Origin of the sequence: Flavobacterium chungangensis, from assembly GCF_042654045.1 — a bacterium.
In the GTDB taxonomy this organism is placed as follows: domain Bacteria; phylum Bacteroidota; class Bacteroidia; order Flavobacteriales; family Flavobacteriaceae; genus Flavobacterium; species Flavobacterium chungangensis.
The window spans coordinates 70,610-89,238 of sequence record NZ_JBHSFY010000008.1; the positions used below are offsets into that span (position 1 = coordinate 70,610).

An 18,629-nucleotide genomic window follows, 5' to 3' on the forward strand; every position below is an offset into this window, starting at 1 on the left:
AATATTATTTTTTTTCTTTAGGAGGATTAATTATAATTGAAAACCAACCATATATTCTTCCTAATGTTTCTGTAATAGCTTCTTTCTTTTTCTTTGTGCTAACAATATTACTTGCTCTAATTATAATTAATAGCCAAGCTATCAAATTCCATTCTATTCTAGATTTAAATCTTGGCTTTGGAAAAGCAACTCGCCAAACATACCATCCATTTCTCAGAACCATTTTTCCATATTCAAATTTATTTGGTCGTCCAGCCTCATCATGATAATGGTAGAGTTTTGCGCTTGTATTAACATATATATTTCCTAATTTAGAAAGTCTGAATGTGAAATCAGTATCTTCATAAAGACCATAACCTTCGAAATATTCTGAAAATTTAATTTTATCTAAAATTTCCTTTCTAAAAGATGAAACACCTCCAGAAAAAGATTCCGTTGGATAGATTTTGTTAGTTGGAGGAAAAAAACTCAAAGCTTTAGCATTACCTGACTCAGGCATAAATCCTGGAGGGCAATCGTCTAACAATCCCATTTTTTTTCGCAATACATACCTTTGAGAATACTTTCGTTTCCAACCATCATAATAAAAATGATTATATTGAAGAGGTTCGTTTTCTAAATTTAAACTCCACGCGGCATTATTATTTATGATATATCCTGCAGCTCCAAGTGCAGAAGGAAAAAGGTTGTAGGTATTTAATAAATTTTCAAAGTAATCCGTTTCTAAGACAATATCATCATCTAAAAAACAAACAATTTCAGAATCACTTGCGACCTTAGAAATACCAAAATTGCGTTGTCTTGTTAAGCCCCTATCTCTATCAGAAACTAAAAAATATTTTAAATTCTTAAAATTATTTTTGTCTAGAGCTATTTTTGTTTCTTTATTTAATGAGCCATCAATGATTAAAATTTCATCTGGATATTTACTTTGGATATTTACTGAGTTTAATAGCTTAACTAATGGCTCAGGACGCATATATGTACAAATAATCAGTGAAAATTTCATTTTTCAACATTTAATTTATTAGCCCAATATTGGCTTTTTGACCATTGCTTTTTGTAACTAGAATAATATCGCAATGGGTTTCTAATTTTTTGAACTTTATAATATTTAAAGAATAAAATCGTTCGATACCCCTCAATCTGTTCTTTAGTAAGATTTAAAATCTTATTTAGCATTACTGTCGGAGAAGGTTTTGGCTGAATTTTCTCATCTGCCCAAGCCAAAATATGTTTTGTTCTAAAACCACCGATTGGCGCCTTTAGATGAAGAATTTCTGGTTTTGGAGAATAGAGAATATCATGACCTAAATTTCTTAGTTGCATTCCAAAATCACTGTCTTCTCCATAACCAAATTCAAAACTCAAATTATAAGAAAGCGTTTTTATATTATTTGCTTTTACGATACTACAACCTGAACCAAAACTGCCCCATTGAAATTTCTGTTTTATTTTTTTATCTAAGGGGTAATCTGGTTGATAGCATCCTAAAGTAATTTGTTCGATTCCTTCTTTTTTAATTACCTGAAATGTTTCTTCCAAAAAGTCAGCTTCTATTCGAATATCATCATCTGCCATAAATACCCATTCGCTTTTCACTTCTTTCAGGGCCAAATTTCTTGCATTACATGCTCCAGTTTGCTGCGTAAAAATATGTTTAATTTGGAATGGCCAATCTTCACTCAAAATATAGTCAAGTTCTGTAATGCTGTCTTGAACAGGATTTTGCTCCACAATAACAATGTTTGCAGGCAAAAATGTTTGCAAAGAAAGATCTATTAGAGTATCATATAAATATTTTTTTCGTCCAATTGTTGGAATGATTACGTCTAAAGTTCCTTCTTCAATTACTTTATTTTTAGATTCGGTTTCAATTTCATGAAATGTATCTATTTTCAAACCTCTTTTCTTGTAAAAAAAAGACATTAAAAAGGGAAAAACAGCCAATGTTCTTTTATAAAGAAACAGATCTAAAAAAAGTAAAAATATCCAACGTGTTTTATAATGTTGTTTTACAAATCTAAAAAGAAGGCTTTTATTTTCTTTATACTTTGGGAAAATTTGTGAGCAGTCTTTTAATAATTTAGGAACAGAATAACATAATAGCCCTTTTGATATTCCTAATCTTGCTATTGAGTTTAAAAAATAGTCAAAATCTGCATCTACCTTTATCTGATTCTTTAAGAGCAATAAAATAGAAGCATGAATTCCTCCTACATTGCTGCTCATCCTCCAAGTAGGGTAACTTACTTCTTTATTTATTTTTAAAAAAGGCGACGAATCTACATATCCAATAGTATCAGAAATAAAACTATTTGGAGATAAATTATAGGAAGCCATTATCTTTTCTTGATGAAAAATCTCATCAATTTTCTCAACATTCAGATTCGATTCTAACGAGATATGACACCAAATAATTAAATCTTGCGGAAATCGCTCTGCAATTTCAATTAGATTTTCAGCAATACTTTTGTTTTCAGAGAAAACATTTTTCGTTTTTGCTCCAACTTTAACTATTTTGTTATTTTGATGATAAACAATGATCACGTTGTCTTTTTATTGGAGTTTATAATATTTTGATAAAAACTAATGTTTTCAATAGCAAGCTTATTTATATTAAATTTTTCTTCAGCTCGTTCTCTAGCTTTTTTTCCTAATTGTAAGACCAAAGAATCATTTTCAAATAATTGCGCAATTCTTTCGGCATACAAATCGTGATTTGAAGGATGCACAAGATAACCGCTTTCCTCGTCTGTTATAAGTTCTTGAGACCAGCCAATATTGCTGTTTACAATTGCTTTCTGCATAGCCATAGCTTCTATTGTAACCATACCTAAAGTCTCTGCATAAGTTGGAAACACGCATACATTTGCTTTTTTTATATGCTCTTGAATCTCATTGTACGGAATTTTCCCTAAATATTCTACATTATTTAAATCATCCTCAGTAAACAAATTTTTCATTAATTCCCAAGTTGATTTAGAATTGGTTTTTATATCGAAGGAATCACTTCCTATTAGACGAAGTTTTGCTTCTGGCAAAACATTACGTACTCTATTAAAAATTTCTGGCAATTCTAAAACACCTTTTTTTCTAATTAAAGTGCCAATGTAAAGAATGGTGTATTTTTCAAATTTTTCTGGTTGCTTATTTTCAAACTCATTAATATCTAAACCATTATGAATGGTCTGGATTTCTTTTCCATTTATTTTAAAAAGACTTTTTGAAACTTCTCCAGCAAAAGTTGTTGGTGCTATAAATGCCTCAGCTTTATTTATTGCCAATTTTTCAAACCAGAAATTTTTAAGTTTTTGTTTCCTATTCTCTAAGTGACAAAAATAGGTATCGCTTCCATGAAAACGAATTACTAAAGGAATTTTAAAATTCATAAATGCCGTAATTCCAGTCCAATCTGCAGCTTCAATTACTTCAATATTCTCTTGTTTTATGATTTGATTACAGAATTTCTCAATGTATTTACGATACAAATACCATCCTAAAAATTTATATTTTACTTTTTTAATACGATAAATTTTAATTCCGTTGTCATCTATAATCTCTTGTACAGGCTGATTATAAATAAAAACAGTAATGGCATTTCCAGAATTATGCAATGAAGTTGCCAGATTTCTAATGCTTGTTCCTATTCCTGCTGATTGTGCAATCTTAGGGTGAGAATATTCTGAAGTCAAAAATGCTATATGCATAATTATTTATTAAAAAAATCTTTAATAATTTTTGCTGTAAACAATCTTGCTCCTTCACCTGTCATATGCCCACATGAAGAAAAGTATTTGTTTTCAATAACTGTATTTTCGTAATTGTAAATTTCTGGATATGTCTTTTTTACTTTGTCAAAATAATTCATCCCAACAACATTCTCACACATTGGGGTCATAACTGCAATAAAATTAATGTTATTCTTTTTACATATATCTTTAATCTCTTCGTAGTATTTATTATGTGGCAGTGGATTTAAATTGACAATATTATTTTTCATATTGCCATTTTTATGTTTTTCTAATGGATGGTATCCTAAATTTTCTAAGGAATTTGTTTTCTTGTGTATTGCTGTAAAAAATGTTTCCCTCCAACCAATTTTACTATCATATTTTATATATCTATAAAATGGTATATAGTATAATTCATTGAAATTACTTTCATTTCTATAACGTTCTTTGATTATTTCTGAATTATGAATATATGGCAGAAACAAAGCCGCAATTCCTTCGGCTTGATGATCACTGGCTAAATTCAAATCTGCTTCTAGAATCACATTTTTGATTTCATATTTTCTTTCTATCATCAATTTTAACATTAATGAAGCTTCAAACAAATGTCCGCCACTCATTCCGTAGTTGAAGGTTTTTAACCCTTTGTCTTCAAACATTTGCGACACAAAATGATTATTTGCTCTTGAAGAACCCAAAATCACGACATCGTATTTTTTTGCTGTAGAGTTAAAAACGGTTTCAATTTTTCCGCGGTTTCTTGACTGCATAAAAACATAAGTATACAATCTGTCCAAAATAGTTGCTACAGAAACTGTTAAAATAAAAATTCCTAATATGTATAATAAAAACTTCTTCATTAAAATTGGAAATAAATAAATTCTTTGTAATCTGAATAAGTTCCGAAAGCGATAATAGCCATAATAGCTAAAGCCATTTTAATCATACTCCTTTTTCCAGAAATTGGCTCTACTTTGGTTTTATTATTCCATTCAACCAAAACGAACAAGCCAATCATTAGCAATAATTCATAATTGTATCGTTCATTATCTAAATACTGAGCACTAAACTCTCCATTCGTAAATATTTTTTTTAGATATAAAAAGGCATCGGTGATTGTTTTTGCTCTAAAAAACACCCAAGCTACACAAGTCAATAAAAAAGTGGTTAAAATGCTAAATAATACTCGAATAGAATCAAAATTCCATTTTAAAGTAATAGAATCCATGTTGTTTCTATTACTATTGGACAATAATAAAGGAAGGAAATAAAGAGCATTTATAAATCCCCAAACAATGTATGTCCAGTTTGCACCATGCCAAAAACCACTGATAATAAAGATGATAAATGTATTTCTAATTTTCATCCAAAGGCCACCTTTGCTTCCTCCTAAAGGAATATATAAATAATCTCGAAACCAAGAAGAAAGCGAAATATGCCAACGACGCCAAAACTCTGCAATGTCTCTTGAAAAATAAGGGTAATTAAAATTCCTCAATAACTCTAAACCAAATAATTTAGAAACTCCCAGTGCTATGTCTGAATATCCAGAAAAATCTCCATAGATCTGAAAAGCAAAATAAACTGCTCCTAAAATCAATGAAAAAGAATTCATTGACGGATAATGATCAAAAATGGCGTTTGCATAAACGGCACAGGTATCTGCAATAACTACTTTTTTGACTAATCCCCAAACAATTTGACAAACTCCTTCTTTTGCTTTTTCAAAATTAAACTCACGCTTTTCTTTTAACTCAGGCAATAAATGCGTTGCTCTTTCTATTGGTCCTGCTACCAAAAGAGGAAAATAGCTCACGAAAAGCGAATAGTCTACAAAATTATATTCTGCTTTTATTCTTTTATAGTAAATATCAATCACATACGATAATCCGTGGAAAGTGTAAAATGAAATCCCGACCGGTAAAATTACATTCAATAACATTGGACTTACGTTAAAGCCAAAAGAAGTAAACATTTCTGCAAATGAAGCTGCAAAGAAGTTATAGTATTTAAAAATTCCTAAAAACCCCAAATTCACCAAAACACTAAGCCAAAACCAAAATTTTCGCCCCTTTTCTGAGTTGCTTTTTTCTATTTGAATTCCTGTGAAATAATCTAAAAATGTAGAAAAAACTAGCAAAAATAAAAATCTCCAATCCCAGCAAGAATAAAAATAATAACTGGCAACAATCAACAAAGCATTTTGTGTGCTTTTCGTTTTATTAAAAACAAACCAATAAAGAAAAAAAACAATTGGCAAAAACATGGCAAAAGCCAAAGAGTTAAAAAACATAACTTAGAATGATTTTATAATAAATTAGTCAGCAATTAATTCTATTGCTTCCCATATTCTATCTGAGGCTTCTTTAGGAGAGCTTTGGTTTATAATTTCAAACCATTGTTGAGCATGTTCAATTGTTTCATTGTTGCCTTCTAGTCCTAATCTAATTTTGTCTGCAATTTCATCAGCAGAATTCAGCCAAATAACTGCTTTTTTACTTGGCATCGAACGAAAATGCATATAGTTATAAATTTTTGAAACCGACCATTTTTCGTTAACCCTATTCGATACATCATAATTTATGTAAGCACATGGTTTTTTAAAACACACATAATCAAACACCATTGAAGAACCAAGGTTAACCACCATCTCTGTATGAAAAATTGTGCTTGCATGCAATTCAACATCTTCTTTCGTTGGTAAGATAGTATTCCATTGTTCGCCTATTTTTTTCCAAATAGGACTAATTGGAACTATTAGATCTTTATTTCTGGCCAAAACCTCATCAAATCTGTTTGAAAAATCTACAGGACAACGTCTAAATATTAATCCAAGTGATTTATTATCTTGCTCATTGATCTTTCTTACTGCATCTGCTACATCAGATAGGTATTGCGGATCATCTGGACAAGTTGTGATATCATCTCCTGAATAGCAGATATATTTTTTATTTAAATCTAATCCATAATCATTGAAAAACTGGACTTTATCAATAAGATTTTTTTCATCAAAATGGCTCTCAAATTGAGGTGTTCCTACGACAAAAATCTGTTTTTCCTTTATATCTGGATAGTATTTAAGGAGTTCTGATTTCATGTGTTCACTCCACACAAAATAGTAATCAGTTTCAACCACCATTGTTGCTTTAGGCAAATTATCCCAAGAAAAGATAAATGTTCCCGTTGGAATTTTTAGCTCTTTTGCTGCTAATAATGGTGCAATAGCCAATACTGGTCTTTGATTTGTACAGAAAACAAAGTTTGGTCGTTCTCTTTCGAGCGTCTGCACACATTGTTTATAGAAATCGGTTTTCTTTTCTATAGTTTTCATTTTTGATTTAACTTTCATTAACCCTTTGTCTGAGTTGTACAATGAAATCAAAAACCTGGCAAAATAACTTTTAAAAGCACCCTTTACATTTTTGTATGCAAAAGGAAATCGATATGTATCATAAACTTTATCGTTCTCTCTTCTTATATTGAGATTTAGCTCTATATGTTTTCTAGCGTTTTTATAACTATCAGTTAAAGGGTGTGATTTAGCATTATTTATTTTAATCTCCTTAAAACCTAAACTATGTAAATCAAATGGAGTATTATTCCAGTATGTAATATCAAATTTCTTTTCTAATCCTATTTTATAAAAATTAGAGAATGCAAAATTGCGGAGTCCAACTCCATCTGGAAGAAGAATAAAAATCTTTTTAGTAGGCATTAATTGTGTCTAAAGTGTTTTTGGGTAAATGAGCGGCCAAATATCCGATTTTTGCTCGCAACTAAAAAATAATTCTGTGTTATTTCTTTTTTGTAAAACAATCGTTTACTTTTTGATTCATAAGATTTTAAAAAAGAAAGTTTGTTTGGCATTTCTTATTCGCAATGCATAACATTTTTGAAGAATTAAAGTAAAATGCCTCTCTTCGAGATCAGTTTTTTCGCTACAAACTCTTCCGTCATTTCCATTGATTCTTTAGTAGCTCCGGCAATATGGGGTGTTATTATTACATTATAGCTTTGCCTAGCTAAATCAACTAAAGGATTCAATTCTATTGTTTCTCCATTTAATTCGTTTTCCAAAACATCTGTTGCAATACCACTAAAATTACCATTGACGATTAATCTAGCAATTTCATTTTCATCCCAAACACCACCTCTTGATGTATTAATTAGTACTGTTCCATTTTTTACAAACGATAACAATTCTTTACCAATAAATTTTTCGTTTTCTACAGAAAATGGGATATGTATTGTAATGATGTCTGCCCATTTGAATAACTCTTCAGGACTATTAAATCTCAAAAATTGACTCTCTACATTTTTAACATCAAAAAAACCAATTTCCATTCCGAAGGCCTTTGCAAAGTCAGCTACTTGAGTTCCTACTCTTCCTAGACCTAAAATGCCAATTTTTTTTTCTTTCAGATTTGTGTTAATAAACAAATTTCTATTCCATCCTCCATTTTTAACATGATCAAAGGAAGTTGGAATTTTTTTTAATAAAGCGAGCAACAATGCCCAAGTATGTTCTGCAGTTGATGGTATGCTTTTTAAAAAATCTACTTCACCTTTAAGAGAAATCACTTCACCTCCTAGACTTTTAAAGTAATCAACATCAATATGATCCAATCCAGTTGTTGCAGTCAGTATGAATTTTAAGTTACTTGCTTTGTCTAGAATTTCTTTATCAATTACAAATCCTAGTCTTATAAAAATTGCATCAACACTAGAAATCTCTAATTTCAATTCCTCTCGATCTTTTATTTTTATAGACTTTACATCAAAAGCTTCGCTTAAAATTGCTAATGCTTTTTGACTAAAATTATTAGGCTCAGTTATTAGTAATTTCTTTTTTCCAGTCTTCATATAATAGTGTTGCTAATTTAAAATCTCTCATTGTATCAATATTGACTAACCAATCCGGATTCATCACATAAGCTATTTTTTTTTCGACCATGAAACTTTTTTGGCTTATAAAAGCTTTAGTTCTTACTGCATAAAAACACCCATTTCTATAATAGACAGGAGTTAAATCTTGCCTCCTCATGCTTTCTCCGCTATCAATTAATGGACTCAATTCATCATGCTCCATTAGATTATACATTCTTGCTGGATGTGTATCATTCATTGGAACCACACTAATTACACCGTCAATTTCTGTTTTATCAATTAACAGATTAACAATATGATCTAAATCGGAATAGGTTCTTAATGGTGAAGTTGGCTGTAATAAAACTATAAGGTCAAAATCTTCATTATATTCTTTAATCACATGTTCTACCGTTTCTACAACACTACTATTGTCTTCTGCTAAATAAGCAGGTCTTTTCAAGACATCAATATCATATTGCCTACCAATAGTGGCAATTTTCTCATCATCAGTTGATAGTACAATTTTAGACACATAGGTAGATTGAATTGCACATTCTATTGCATGAGCCACTAACGGCTTATCTCCTAATACTTTAATATTTTTTTCCGGCACTCCTTTAGAGCCTCCACGAGCTGGAATTACTGCTAGAACTTTCATATTAGTACATTATTGTTTTGTGAAATTGTAAAGGAACTTCGGCTAATAATTCTGCTATTTTGATTCCTGCTTTTCCATCACCATAAATAGAAGACGAAACAATTTTATCATTCTTAACAATTGCTGTAATTGCTTCTTCTATTTCTTTTTGTGAGTAATCAACATCTACGCTATTTCCTCCTCGGTCTCTTCTATTCTGACGAGAACCAATATTTACAACAGGAACTCCTAAGTATGCACATTCGCGAATTCCTACACTAGAATTACCTATCAGGCATTCGCTATGCTTTAATAATTGTAAAAAATCTTTACCTTCCATATTCTTAAAAAAGTGAACATTAGGCAAATTATGCTGTTCTCTAAAAGCTCGAATCCCTGTTGAAGTTCCGTCTGCTCCAGCATCTACATTAGGCCAAAACCATAATGTAGGTTTATTTAATTTATATATTGCTTCAAGTGTAGCCTCTACATGTTTTCTTGAATCTTTATATTCTGTTGTTACGGGATGTTGCATCACAACCAAATATCCATTAGACAAATCAGGTTTTGCTCCTACACCTCCATATTTTTCATAGGGATCAAATGGAAGTGTCTTACTATTTCTAATTTCTAAAGCTAAGTCGATAGAAGGACATCCTGTATTGAAGACCATTTTAGAATCTTCTCCCAACTTTATAACTCTTTCTTGAGCACTTTCGGAAGCAACAAAATGATAATCTGCTAATTTTGTAATTGCGTGACGCACTTTTTCATCTATATTTCCTGTCACTTCACCACCTTGAATATGCGCAAGAGGGATATTCATATAAGAAGCAGCAATAGCTGTTGCCATGGTTTCAAATCGATCAGCAACGGTTATAACAATATCTGGTTTCAGATTATCAAAAACGGTTGAAAGTTCCAAAATGCCAATTCCTGTAGTCTTTGCTGCCGCAGTAAGATTTTCTCCTTCTAGTACATTAAAAACTTTGGCTGTAATGATAAAGCCATCTTTTTCTATATAATTTACTGCAGACCCATAACGATCTAATAATGCCGAGGCAGCAACTACTAATTGCAATTCTAAATCTGGATGTTCCTGAATTGCAGATAACACTGTTTTTATACGACTATAAGAAGGACGTGCTGTAACTACAACAGCTATTTTTCTTTTTGGCATTTTGAAATTATTATATATTTAAATAAATTGGAGTAAGGAAAATTAAGAAGCTTAAATCAATTAACATGTCTTTTTTAGGAAAGATCATTTTCTGTTAAAAAGTCCCATTGTTTTAAATCTTTATTTAAAGCTTTTCCAATTATTTCCTGAAATCGTAAGGCATCTATTCCAAACCCTTTTGGCTTTTTTGATTCTAAATCCTCAAAAGTCAAAATATGATCTTTAGGCAAATCTTTATTTATTGCTAATGATTTTTCAAAAATTTGCTTTAGAGAAGAAAAAGCTTCATTATTATTTTTATTTATAGGATTAGATAATGCGGTTTTTATATTTCTAACAGCTCCTACAAGCTCTTTGGTTTCTAAAATAGTTAATGAGGATTTTGAATCTGGCCCAAACATTTGTCTGTCAAATACCACATGAAATTCTAAAATATCAGCACCTAAAGCTGTTGCGGCAACACAAGTCTCAATTTTTGCAGAATGATCAGAAAACCCTACAGGAACATTAAAACGATTTTTTAATTCCTGAATAACGTTTAAACCAAATTGCTCTGGCTGAGTTGGATATGCAGTTGTACACTGTAAAATAGAAAATTCAACATTTCTTTCTTTTAAAAATTCAACTGTTTTTTGTAATTCTTCATATGAACTCATTCCTGATGACAAAATCACTGGTTTTCCCGTGCGGGCGATTTTTTCTAAAATTAAGAAATTATTGACCTCTCCAGAACCTATTTTATATTGTTCTACTCCTAGCTCTTCTAGCCAATCAACTGCCAAATTACTAAAAGGAGAGCAAATAAATTTTAAACCTACCTCATCACAATGGTTTTTAATACCCCTCCATTGGTCGAGAGAAAACCCCATTCGCTTCCAGTAATCGAATCTTGTTTCGTCTTCTAATGAAAATTTCACTCGAAATGGCTCATATTCACTACTTTCTGCTTCTGCAATATGCATTTGAAATTTTACCGCATCTACACCTGTTTGAGCAAGAGCATCAATATAGGAGTGCAAAACTCCAAGACTGCCTTCATGGGCTTGTCCAACTTCGGCAATAATAAATACCGAATTCGATTCATTTTTTTTATTAGTTGTTTTCAAAAGCGGATTCATAACCTTAAATTAGATTTTTCTTTGCATTGTTAATTATTACATTCATTCCATCGTTCCAATTTTCCATCGAATATAAAGTTTCTGGAATATTAACATAATGCGTTTCATCACCTTCTAAAAATGAATTTATAGCATCACACCATTCTTCTATAAAGTTTGGATTCTCTATAAGTTTTCCGTGTTTTCCATACTGTAAAACTTCCGGAACGCCTCCATTTTCAGAAGCAATACAATAACAGCCACAATGCAAAGCTTCGATTAAACTTAATCCAAAACCTTCATGCCAAAGCGTAGGAAACAAATAACAGTCTGCAATTTGATAGTATTTTGGTAAATCATTATTTGGTATTTTTCCTAAAAAAAACACCCCATCAATTTTTATATCTCGTTTTGCACCAATTACTAAAAGAATTGCATCATTCTCTTTTTTATCTACTCTTTTCCATACATCAATAATAAAATCTAATCCTTTTTTAGGACGATCCTGAGAACACCAAATAAATACTTTCTTATTTGTTATTTCTAATTGTTTCTTTAAATTTTCTTTTTCTTCAATACTTACTTTATGAAACTTCGAAGTATCGATTCCGTTATGTAATACTGAAAATTTTGTTGGCAGAATTGTATAATATGCTTTATGCGCTTTGTATGAATCTTTGGTTAATAGAACCATTTCGTCTATACCTTCAAAAAACCATCGCCCTGAAAAATTTTCAAAATATGGAGAGAAACCATGATAAAAGAACTGCAAGTAACATTTGTCTTGTTTATTTTTTAATTTTAAAAAATCAATTAAAGGTTCTACAATTCCAAAATTATCAATTATTTGGATTATAACTTTATCCTCCTTTTCTAGAATTTTTTCTAGCGCTTTAAAATATTCTTTATACTTATTTTTTGAGAATTTGTTTTGAAACTTTTGTAGATTGGCACTAGCAACTATGCTATATTCTATTTCGGCATATAGATTTTCAGGCTCTTCACAAACAATATAATCAATGGAATGATTTTTACTCAGATAATTATGATATAAAGTTGTCCAGCTCCCAATATGAGAGTAAGGTAAAGGAATTTGAGAAATCAGAATTACTTTTGGCATGTTGTGTGATTTGAATCTTTTTATTTTTTTATTTTAAATGTAATGCTATTTAAATCATTACTAACTTCATAAAAATAAGGATGTGTGTGATAAAAAGAAATAATATGTAGTAACAGTAAATCATTAATTTCTTTTAAAGAATAATATTTAGGAACGTTTTTACCCAGAAATTTCTTTAGCCTATATTTTAATGAGGTTTGAAAAGGATCTTTTACAAAATGAATATTTAAAATTCCATTTTTAAAATTTGGCAATTCACAAAATAGAAAATGCGTTACAACTTCCTTTTTATTAAACATTAGTTTCTCTTGTCCGTAATTTTTTAAATTTTCAAAATCATTTTCTAAAAAACCTGCTCCCCAATTTAAATTATTAATCTTTATTTCTTTGCTTCTAGTATTGGCAAGTAATTTTTGTTGATTCATTTTCACAACATCTGTCAGTTGCAAGTCTGTTGTAAGCACTTTTTTTTCTGATTTCCTATAACTAGCATGCCATTGATGAAGCATTAAAATTTCTTCTGAATAAAAAATGCTTTCAATTTGATTTTTTTCTAACCGATTGTGCACATCAATATCTTCGGCTCCCCAAAAATGTAAAAATTCATCATAACCTGTAATCTCTTTCAAGCTATTAAGATAGAATAATGATAATCCTTGCGCTCCAATTTCTGTACTAAAATCAATTAAATAATTCTCAAATTTCTTATTCGCTTTAGATTCTTTTTCATTAAGAAAACCAACTTTAAAATAATAGGCCTTAAATGGACTTTTTAATTTATGAAGTTTAGCAACAAAATTCGGGCTAAAAATCATATCGACATCCGCTGTAAAAATATATTCTGAGGTAACATTTTTCAGTCCAATATTAATTGCTTTAGCTCTCGACCAAGGCTGAAATCCTGAATAATTGTAGAGATATTTTGCAAATTTATAATTGGAAACCAAATCTTTAATAATAGATGCAGAGGATAAATTTGAGCCATAATCAACCAAAAGCACTTCAAAATCAGAATTTGTTTGTTCTTTCAACGAATCTAAAGAACGTTTCACTCGCTCAGATTCTCTATTTCTATATGGATAAATTATAGTTATCATAAGTTACACCCTCAAATTATTGTCAATATATTGCAAAATATCTGAGCTTTCATTTTTAAATTTTCTTGCAAAAAATGCACAATTATCTCCATATTCATTATTAACAATATCATTTTCAAAAATTGAAAGATGCTTTTCCGAAACAAAAGCTGGTCCAGGAGCAACTGTCCAGTCAACATACGTAAGGTTTCCTTTCAAATTTTTAATATTTGAATTTCCAATAATCGTTGGTATTAGAATCTCTTCACTACAGAATGAATTTTTAAAAAATCTTTCATATTTTGGATTAGCTTCTAAAAAATCAAGAATATAATTAACCGTCGAATGTGTTAAAATCCACCAAGTCGGACCAAAAAAAATTCTCTCGAATGGGTATTTCTTTTTAGGAAAATAAAAACTAATTTTTTTCTCCAAACGTAATAAAATTTTAATCCAAATTGGCTTGTTGGGTTTTCTACGATAAAACAGATCAAAATAGAAATTAGTTATCCAATTCTTTTTAAATTCTGCAGAAAATCCTTCTTTTATGCTTATAAATTCTCCTCCTTGATTTAATAATGAATATAAAAAATCGTTCTTCTTTATAGGGTAATCGCTTCCGCTAATTAAGGAATAATAGTCAAAATTTCCTTTAACCGCTTCTGCCATTAAATTAAGAATTGCTTTTTGATGCGACCAACCCGCCCACCAAACTTTATGTCTTTTAATAAATTTAATATTTTCAAATTCATCTAAATTTGTTGGCATTAAAGATTTTTTATCAATATGAATAAAAAAACAAATGTTAGTGTCATTTAAAGTTAATATCAATTTCTTTAGATGTTCATAATCATGATAAGCTGTTATGAGGTAAGCTACTTTAATTTGCATATTCATTTTAAATCAAATAGTTACTAGCTTCCTCTTTTGAAAGTCCTTTCCATATTAAGAAGTACTTCATTATTTTTTTATTTAAAATAAATTTTCCAAAAAATCTAGTTTTTATAATGAAAAGCCATTTAGAATTATCTTGTACTGGTTTTATACTTATATCAACTTCTGAATTATTTTGCCCTAATTTTGAAACTTCATCGTACATCCAATCTTCAACAACATTTCCCATATGATACGTGTAGTTATCTTCTGTAGATAAACGCCAAAAGCCTTTTTTAACTACTGGAATATCTAGAATTTCATTTTCGCTATTCCCTCCTAATTTATAATTAGAGTACTTTACTTTCAGACTATTAAAAATATCACCTCTATATGTCCCTACAAAATGTCCAGCTCCAACAACTGCTTTTTCATTTTTATTTGACACTGTCAAGTAACTTTCTAAATGAGTCTCATTGTAAAAATCTGGATTTCCAACACTAACTGCAAATTTTTTCAAAGCCAAAGGATTTTTAACCTTTGAAAAAGCCAGCGTTTTTGAAAAAAAACTGTCCCAGTATATATTAGAAGTATAAGTTCTTAAGGAGCGAGATGACGGTGTAGGACAAACAACTCCTGCTTTAGGGAAATTTTCAAAAATAGAATAGGAAGCTTTTTGCCAGTCATCTAGAAATAATACATCTGAATCTGTGATTGTTATTAATCGAAACTTATGCCCAACTATACCTTTTAAAATCGCATTTAGTTTCCCTATATTGTTTGTTTCCAACACTTCATGAATCTTATTCTCCAAATACAATTCATGTAAATAATTTGTCACTTCCTGACAACTTCCATTATTTACTATAGTTATGAATGTTTTTTTATGACTTGTACGAAACAATGAATTCAAGCATAGCTTAAGAATTGCCAGACTATCTTTAAAATAATCGTTTTGATTTGGAATATAAACTGGAATAATAATTTGATGATAATAGATTACACTAGCATTTTCTTGATTTTTATTTGGATTAAAACCTATTCTCATCTCATTATAGTTTTACATTTCATTAACTGTCAATTTATTTTTTCGAAACAACCTAATTTTTAAATAAAAATTTAAAAACTACTTTTAAAATATTTTCTCTAATCTTTTCAAGGGATTTTGAATTTTGAATTAAAAGCGTATTCCTGTTTTTTTACTTTTTTCTTAAATCAAACTTTTTAAGTATAATTAAAGAATAGCCTTTATTAAATAACAACAATATTGAAAACCCTAACTGTATTCTAATAAATGAGCCAATTCCTAAATACAGACCGTATTTAAAAATTGTTTTTTGAAAGTGATAATATTTTAATCTTGCTATTAAATTTTTCTCTCTAGAAACTACAATATATATTTGTCCTAAAATCCTAAATATTAAATATTTTTGAAGTATTGATTTTTCTTCAAATGTTTTTTGATGAACAATGTTGAATGCATTTTCAAAATAATGTAATACAGATAATTGTTTTTTTAAATCTGCTGAAGTAGATTCAATACTTTCATGCCCTCTCCTTACTTTATATAAAAAATCTGCATGAGCAACATATTTTGGGGAAAAAGATAGCATTCTAAAATGGAAATCAGCTTCTTGACTTCGAAACAAATTCACATCAAACAAGTTCTTATTAGCTAAGAATGTTCTGTTCCACAATGGAGATGGTGTCGCAAAAACATGCCAATCAAGAAGATAAGCATATAATGGATGGCTTTCTGGATTTAAATTAATGTAAATTTTAGCTATTTTTCCATCTTCATAAAAATACTCCCATTGACATGTACAGAAATCCAATAATTTATTATTTGTTAAAATAGAAACTTGAGTCTGTAAAAACTCAGGATACATAATATCATCACTATCAAACCACTTAACATATTCTCCGTTACTAACTTCAAATCCGTAGTTTCGTGCTGCATTCCCTCCAGGCTGTCTGTCAGATGGACGATAGTATAACTTAAAACGTTTGTCTTTTTCTATATACTTATTAACAACCTCTACAGTGTTATCAGTTGATCCGTCATCAACGATGATACATTCCCAGTTCTGATAGGTTTGTGTTAAAATACTGCCAAGTGTTTCACCGATCAAATGTGCTCTGTTGAAAGTTGGTATTATTATGGAAACTAATGGATTAATCATTTAATTTAAAAAAGATGATGCTATTTTTTTACTTTCATTATTGTTTTTTAAGATATTTTCTTTATCCAACTGATTTAAAATTTTAATTTTTAAAATATTCTTTTTCATATCTCCTATTTTCAAAAAAACAATAGCTTTTGCAAGAGCCATATAGTTTTTTTTATATTCATTTTGAAAACTGCAATTATTATACGGATTTGAAAATTTTAAAACTGAAAGCCTTTTATATGATACCATTTCATCTTCAAAATATATGTTCTTATGCAAGATAGTCTCTCTATCATGAAAAATATTGCAAGTAGGCAATATTCCTAACTTAAAAGAATGAAATTTTATCCTTTGTATATAATTATCATCCTCTCCATAATGAAAAAAAGAAGGATTAAACCCTCCCACTTTTTCTATACAATTTCTTGAAATCAACCAAGCGGCCGCATTAATAAAGTCTACTTCGTAAATAGTGTTTTTTATTTTATTTAAATAAATATCCGAATACATATTCTTACAGCTAGAAGGATGTATATATAACGAAAATTTATAATCTAAAGCATCTCCTTTGCCATTTAAATGCATTGGGCTGACGATTCCATACTGAGGCTCTTTCTGATGTGCTATGATAAGATTTGCTATGGTATCTTGTTCGATCCAAGCATCTTGATTTAGCAAAAAAACATAGTCTGCCCCTTCATTGAAAGCTTTTTTTATGCCAATATTATTGCCATTCCCAAATCCTTTATTTTCTTTTTCTTCAATAAGTTTTACTTCAGGAAAATCATTTTTAATTATAGCAGGAGATCCATCTGTAGATTTATTATCAACCACAATTGTACTTAAATCAATTGTGCTATTCTTTAGGCTACTTAAACATTTGTGCAACCATTTTTTTGGATTATGAGTTACAATGACAACTACGATTTTCATTTTACTTTCATTTTGACATTGAATAAAAACTTCAATTTTCGGATTATTTTTGAAACAAGAGAGTATTTATGTTTCAATCTTAACTTATCTTCTTCACCCAATAAATTTAGATATTCTTTAAATAAAATTTTGTCATAGATATTATAATCATTTATATGCCTTTTGTTATTCTCGTTTGTTGTTTGATCCTGATGAATTCGAAATTTCACTAGAGGCTTATTAATTATGAGAATTGGTTGCTGTTTTAAAATTCTATACCAAAATTCATAATCCAGAATTTGTCTTAAATCTGTTCTAAAATACCCAATTTTATTTACAATATCTTTCCTAAAAAGAACCGCACTAGGTTCTCCAATTTTATTAAATGGTGGTTTTCTAAAATCGTTTCTTTTAAAAACAAGTTTATCCAATATCAGTACATTATTTTTTTTCTGGGTTAGTCCGCTTTGTAAATCCTCATATTTTTTTATCCAGTTATTAGTGTTTTCTCCAACAGCATTTTGTTCAATAATAAAAGATCGTTTACTTGCGATTAAGCCAACCGCTGGATTCTCATCATATATTGAAATCATTTCTTCGATGCAATTCTCTTCCATTACATCATCTTGAAATAAAAATTTGATAAATTCTCCATTGGCTTTTTTTATACAATTATTCCAATTTGCACCAATTCCTTTTGGTTTGTGATGATAGAGAAAAACAGGGAATTTACTTTGGGGTTTAAATTTTTCAATAATATCTAGGGTTTTATCCATTGATTTATCATCACTAACAATCACTTCGATATTAGAATATGTTTGTTCTTGAATACTATTTAATGTTTCTTGTAGATATTTTCCTCCATTAAACGTGGGTATGCATATCGAAACCAAAGGAAGGCTGTTCATTTTACTATTCTTAGGATATTAGTTTGCGCTTTAGTGACTTATTTATCTCTCA

The 18,629-nt window shown here is 29.6% G+C and carries 17 protein-coding genes; all 17 read right to left on the reverse strand.

The genetic code is table 11. The annotated features are described in order from the left end of the window. Positions 1–4 precede the first annotated feature (4 nt). The 17 genes from ACFO3N_RS14100 to ACFO3N_RS14180 all read right to left on the reverse strand — a co-directional run bounded on the left by ACFO3N_RS14100 (position 5) and on the right by ACFO3N_RS14180 (position 18,577). On the reverse strand, positions 5–1,009 hold the full coding sequence (locus tag ACFO3N_RS14100) for a glycosyltransferase family 2 protein (RefSeq protein WP_379798675.1): 1,005 nt from the start codon (positions 1,007–1,009) through the stop codon (positions 5–7). Further along, positions 1,006–2,550 carry a glycosyltransferase family 2 protein gene (locus ACFO3N_RS14105; protein ID WP_379798677.1) on the reverse strand — a complete coding sequence of 515 codons (1,545 nt, stop codon included), beginning with the start codon at positions 2,548–2,550 and terminating at the stop codon, positions 1,006–1,008. The genes ACFO3N_RS14100 and ACFO3N_RS14105 overlap by 4 nt, the downstream gene beginning before the upstream one ends. Continuing rightward, on the reverse strand, positions 2,547–3,710 hold the full coding sequence (locus ACFO3N_RS14110) for a glycosyltransferase family 4 protein (protein WP_379798679.1): 1,164 nt from the start codon (positions 3,708–3,710) through the stop codon (positions 2,547–2,549). The genes ACFO3N_RS14105 and ACFO3N_RS14110 overlap by 4 nt, the downstream gene beginning before the upstream one ends. A 2-nt stretch (positions 3,711–3,712) precedes the next feature. Next, positions 3,713–4,594 (reverse strand): hypothetical protein, encoded by an 882-nt coding sequence (locus tag ACFO3N_RS14115; RefSeq protein ID WP_379798681.1) that lies wholly within the window; start codon positions 4,592–4,594, stop codon positions 3,713–3,715. Next, positions 4,594–6,027 (reverse strand): MBOAT family O-acyltransferase, encoded by a 1,434-nt coding sequence (locus tag ACFO3N_RS14120; protein ID WP_379798683.1) that lies wholly within the window; start codon positions 6,025–6,027, stop codon positions 4,594–4,596. Before ACFO3N_RS14120 ends, ACFO3N_RS14115 begins: the two co-directional genes overlap by 1 nt. Positions 6,028–6,051: 24 nt before the next feature. Continuing rightward, on the reverse strand, positions 6,052–7,449 hold the full coding sequence (locus ACFO3N_RS14125) for a UDP-glycosyltransferase (RefSeq protein ID WP_379798685.1): 1,398 nt from the start codon (positions 7,447–7,449) through the stop codon (positions 6,052–6,054). A 185-nt stretch (positions 7,450–7,634) separates the two neighbouring features. Further along, the gene (locus ACFO3N_RS14130) at positions 7,635–8,597 is read right to left on the reverse strand and encodes an NAD(P)-dependent oxidoreductase (RefSeq protein ID WP_379798687.1); all 963 of its coding nucleotides are present in this window, start codon (positions 8,595–8,597) and stop codon (positions 7,635–7,637) included. Further along, positions 8,563–9,261, reverse strand: a complete 699-nt coding sequence (locus ACFO3N_RS14135) for an acylneuraminate cytidylyltransferase family protein (protein WP_379798689.1) — start codon at positions 9,259–9,261, stop codon at positions 8,563–8,565. The genes ACFO3N_RS14130 and ACFO3N_RS14135 overlap by 35 nt, the downstream gene beginning before the upstream one ends. Position 9,262: 1 nt before the next feature. After that, positions 9,263–10,420, reverse strand: coding sequence for a UDP-N-acetylglucosamine 2-epimerase (gene neuC / locus ACFO3N_RS14140; protein WP_379798691.1), 1,158 nt, complete (start codon positions 10,418–10,420; stop codon positions 9,263–9,265). A 74-nt stretch (positions 10,421–10,494) separates the two neighbouring features. Continuing rightward, a complete protein-coding gene (locus ACFO3N_RS14145) occupies positions 10,495–11,538 on the reverse strand; it encodes an N-acetylneuraminate synthase family protein (RefSeq protein WP_379798693.1) in 1,044 nt (347 codons plus the stop codon). Positions 11,539–11,542: 4 nt separating this feature from the next. Further along, complete coding sequence (locus tag ACFO3N_RS14150; RefSeq protein WP_379798695.1) at positions 11,543–12,637, reverse strand: glycosyltransferase family 4 protein; 1,095 nt, start codon at positions 12,635–12,637, stop codon at positions 11,543–11,545. A gap of 20 nt (positions 12,638–12,657) precedes the next feature. Further along, a complete protein-coding gene (locus ACFO3N_RS14155) occupies positions 12,658–13,734 on the reverse strand; it encodes a glycosyltransferase family 2 protein (RefSeq protein ID WP_379798697.1) in 1,077 nt (358 codons plus the stop codon). Positions 13,735–13,737: 3 nt separating this feature from the next. Beyond that, positions 13,738–14,610, reverse strand: coding sequence for a beta-1,6-N-acetylglucosaminyltransferase (locus tag ACFO3N_RS14160; protein ID WP_379798699.1), 873 nt, complete (start codon positions 14,608–14,610; stop codon positions 13,738–13,740). A 1-nt stretch (position 14,611) separates the two neighbouring features. Beyond that, on the reverse strand, positions 14,612–15,634 hold the full coding sequence (locus ACFO3N_RS14165) for a glycosyltransferase family A protein (RefSeq protein WP_379798701.1): 1,023 nt from the start codon (positions 15,632–15,634) through the stop codon (positions 14,612–14,614). A 151-nt stretch (positions 15,635–15,785) separates the two neighbouring features. After that, on the reverse strand, positions 15,786–16,769 hold the full coding sequence (locus ACFO3N_RS14170; RefSeq protein ID WP_379798703.1) for a glycosyltransferase family 2 protein: 984 nt from the start codon (positions 16,767–16,769) through the stop codon (positions 15,786–15,788). Further along, positions 16,770–17,690, reverse strand: coding sequence for a glycosyltransferase family 2 protein (locus ACFO3N_RS14175; protein ID WP_379798705.1), 921 nt, complete (start codon positions 17,688–17,690; stop codon positions 16,770–16,772). Next, positions 17,687–18,577: a glycosyltransferase gene (locus ACFO3N_RS14180; RefSeq protein ID WP_379798707.1), complete on the reverse strand. Its 891-nt coding sequence runs from the start codon at positions 18,575–18,577 to the stop codon at positions 17,687–17,689. Before ACFO3N_RS14180 ends, ACFO3N_RS14175 begins: the two co-directional genes overlap by 4 nt. Between the last annotated feature and the right edge of the window lie 52 nt (positions 18,578–18,629).

Excerpts from the sequence above, each read along its gene's own strand:
- ACFO3N_RS14170 (WP_379798703.1), bottom strand. The coding sequence starts at position 16,769 with ATGATTAATCCATTAGTTTCCATAATAATACCAACTTTCAACAGAGCA.
- ACFO3N_RS14115 (WP_379798681.1), bottom strand. The coding sequence starts at position 4,594 with ATGAAGAAGTTTTTATTATACATATTAGGAATTTTTATTTTAACAGTT.
- ACFO3N_RS14160 (WP_379798699.1), bottom strand. The coding sequence starts at position 14,610 with ATGAATATGCAAATTAAAGTAGCTTACCTCATAACAGCTTATCATGAT.
- ACFO3N_RS14110 (WP_379798679.1), bottom strand. The coding sequence starts at position 3,710 with ATGCATATAGCATTTTTGACTTCAGAATATTCTCACCCTAAGATTGCA.
- ACFO3N_RS14135 (WP_379798689.1), bottom strand. The coding sequence starts at position 9,261 with ATGAAAGTTCTAGCAGTAATTCCAGCTCGTGGAGGCTCTAAAGGAGTG.
- ACFO3N_RS14100 (WP_379798675.1), bottom strand. The coding sequence starts at position 1,009 with ATGAAATTTTCACTGATTATTTGTACATATATGCGTCCTGAGCCATTA.
- ACFO3N_RS14125 (WP_379798685.1), bottom strand. The coding sequence starts at position 7,449 with ATGCCTACTAAAAAGATTTTTATTCTTCTTCCAGATGGAGTTGGACTC.
- ACFO3N_RS14155 (WP_379798697.1), bottom strand. The coding sequence starts at position 13,734 with ATGATAACTATAATTTATCCATATAGAAATAGAGAATCTGAGCGAGTG.
- neuC (WP_379798691.1), bottom strand. The coding sequence starts at position 10,420 with ATGCCAAAAAGAAAAATAGCTGTTGTAGTTACAGCACGTCCTTCTTAT.
- ACFO3N_RS14165 (WP_379798701.1), bottom strand. The coding sequence starts at position 15,634 with ATGAGAATAGGTTTTAATCCAAATAAAAATCAAGAAAATGCTAGTGTA.
- ACFO3N_RS14130 (WP_379798687.1), bottom strand. The coding sequence starts at position 8,597 with ATGAAGACTGGAAAAAAGAAATTACTAATAACTGAGCCTAATAATTTT.
- ACFO3N_RS14120 (WP_379798683.1), bottom strand. The coding sequence starts at position 6,027 with ATGTTTTTTAACTCTTTGGCTTTTGCCATGTTTTTGCCAATTGTTTTT.
- ACFO3N_RS14145 (WP_379798693.1), bottom strand. The coding sequence starts at position 11,538 with ATGAATCCGCTTTTGAAAACAACTAATAAAAAAAATGAATCGAATTCG.
- ACFO3N_RS14175 (WP_379798705.1), bottom strand. The coding sequence starts at position 17,690 with ATGAAAATCGTAGTTGTCATTGTAACTCATAATCCAAAAAAATGGTTG.
- ACFO3N_RS14150 (WP_379798695.1), bottom strand. The coding sequence starts at position 12,637 with ATGCCAAAAGTAATTCTGATTTCTCAAATTCCTTTACCTTACTCTCAT.
- ACFO3N_RS14180 (WP_379798707.1), bottom strand. The coding sequence starts at position 18,577 with ATGAACAGCCTTCCTTTGGTTTCGATATGCATACCCACGTTTAATGGA.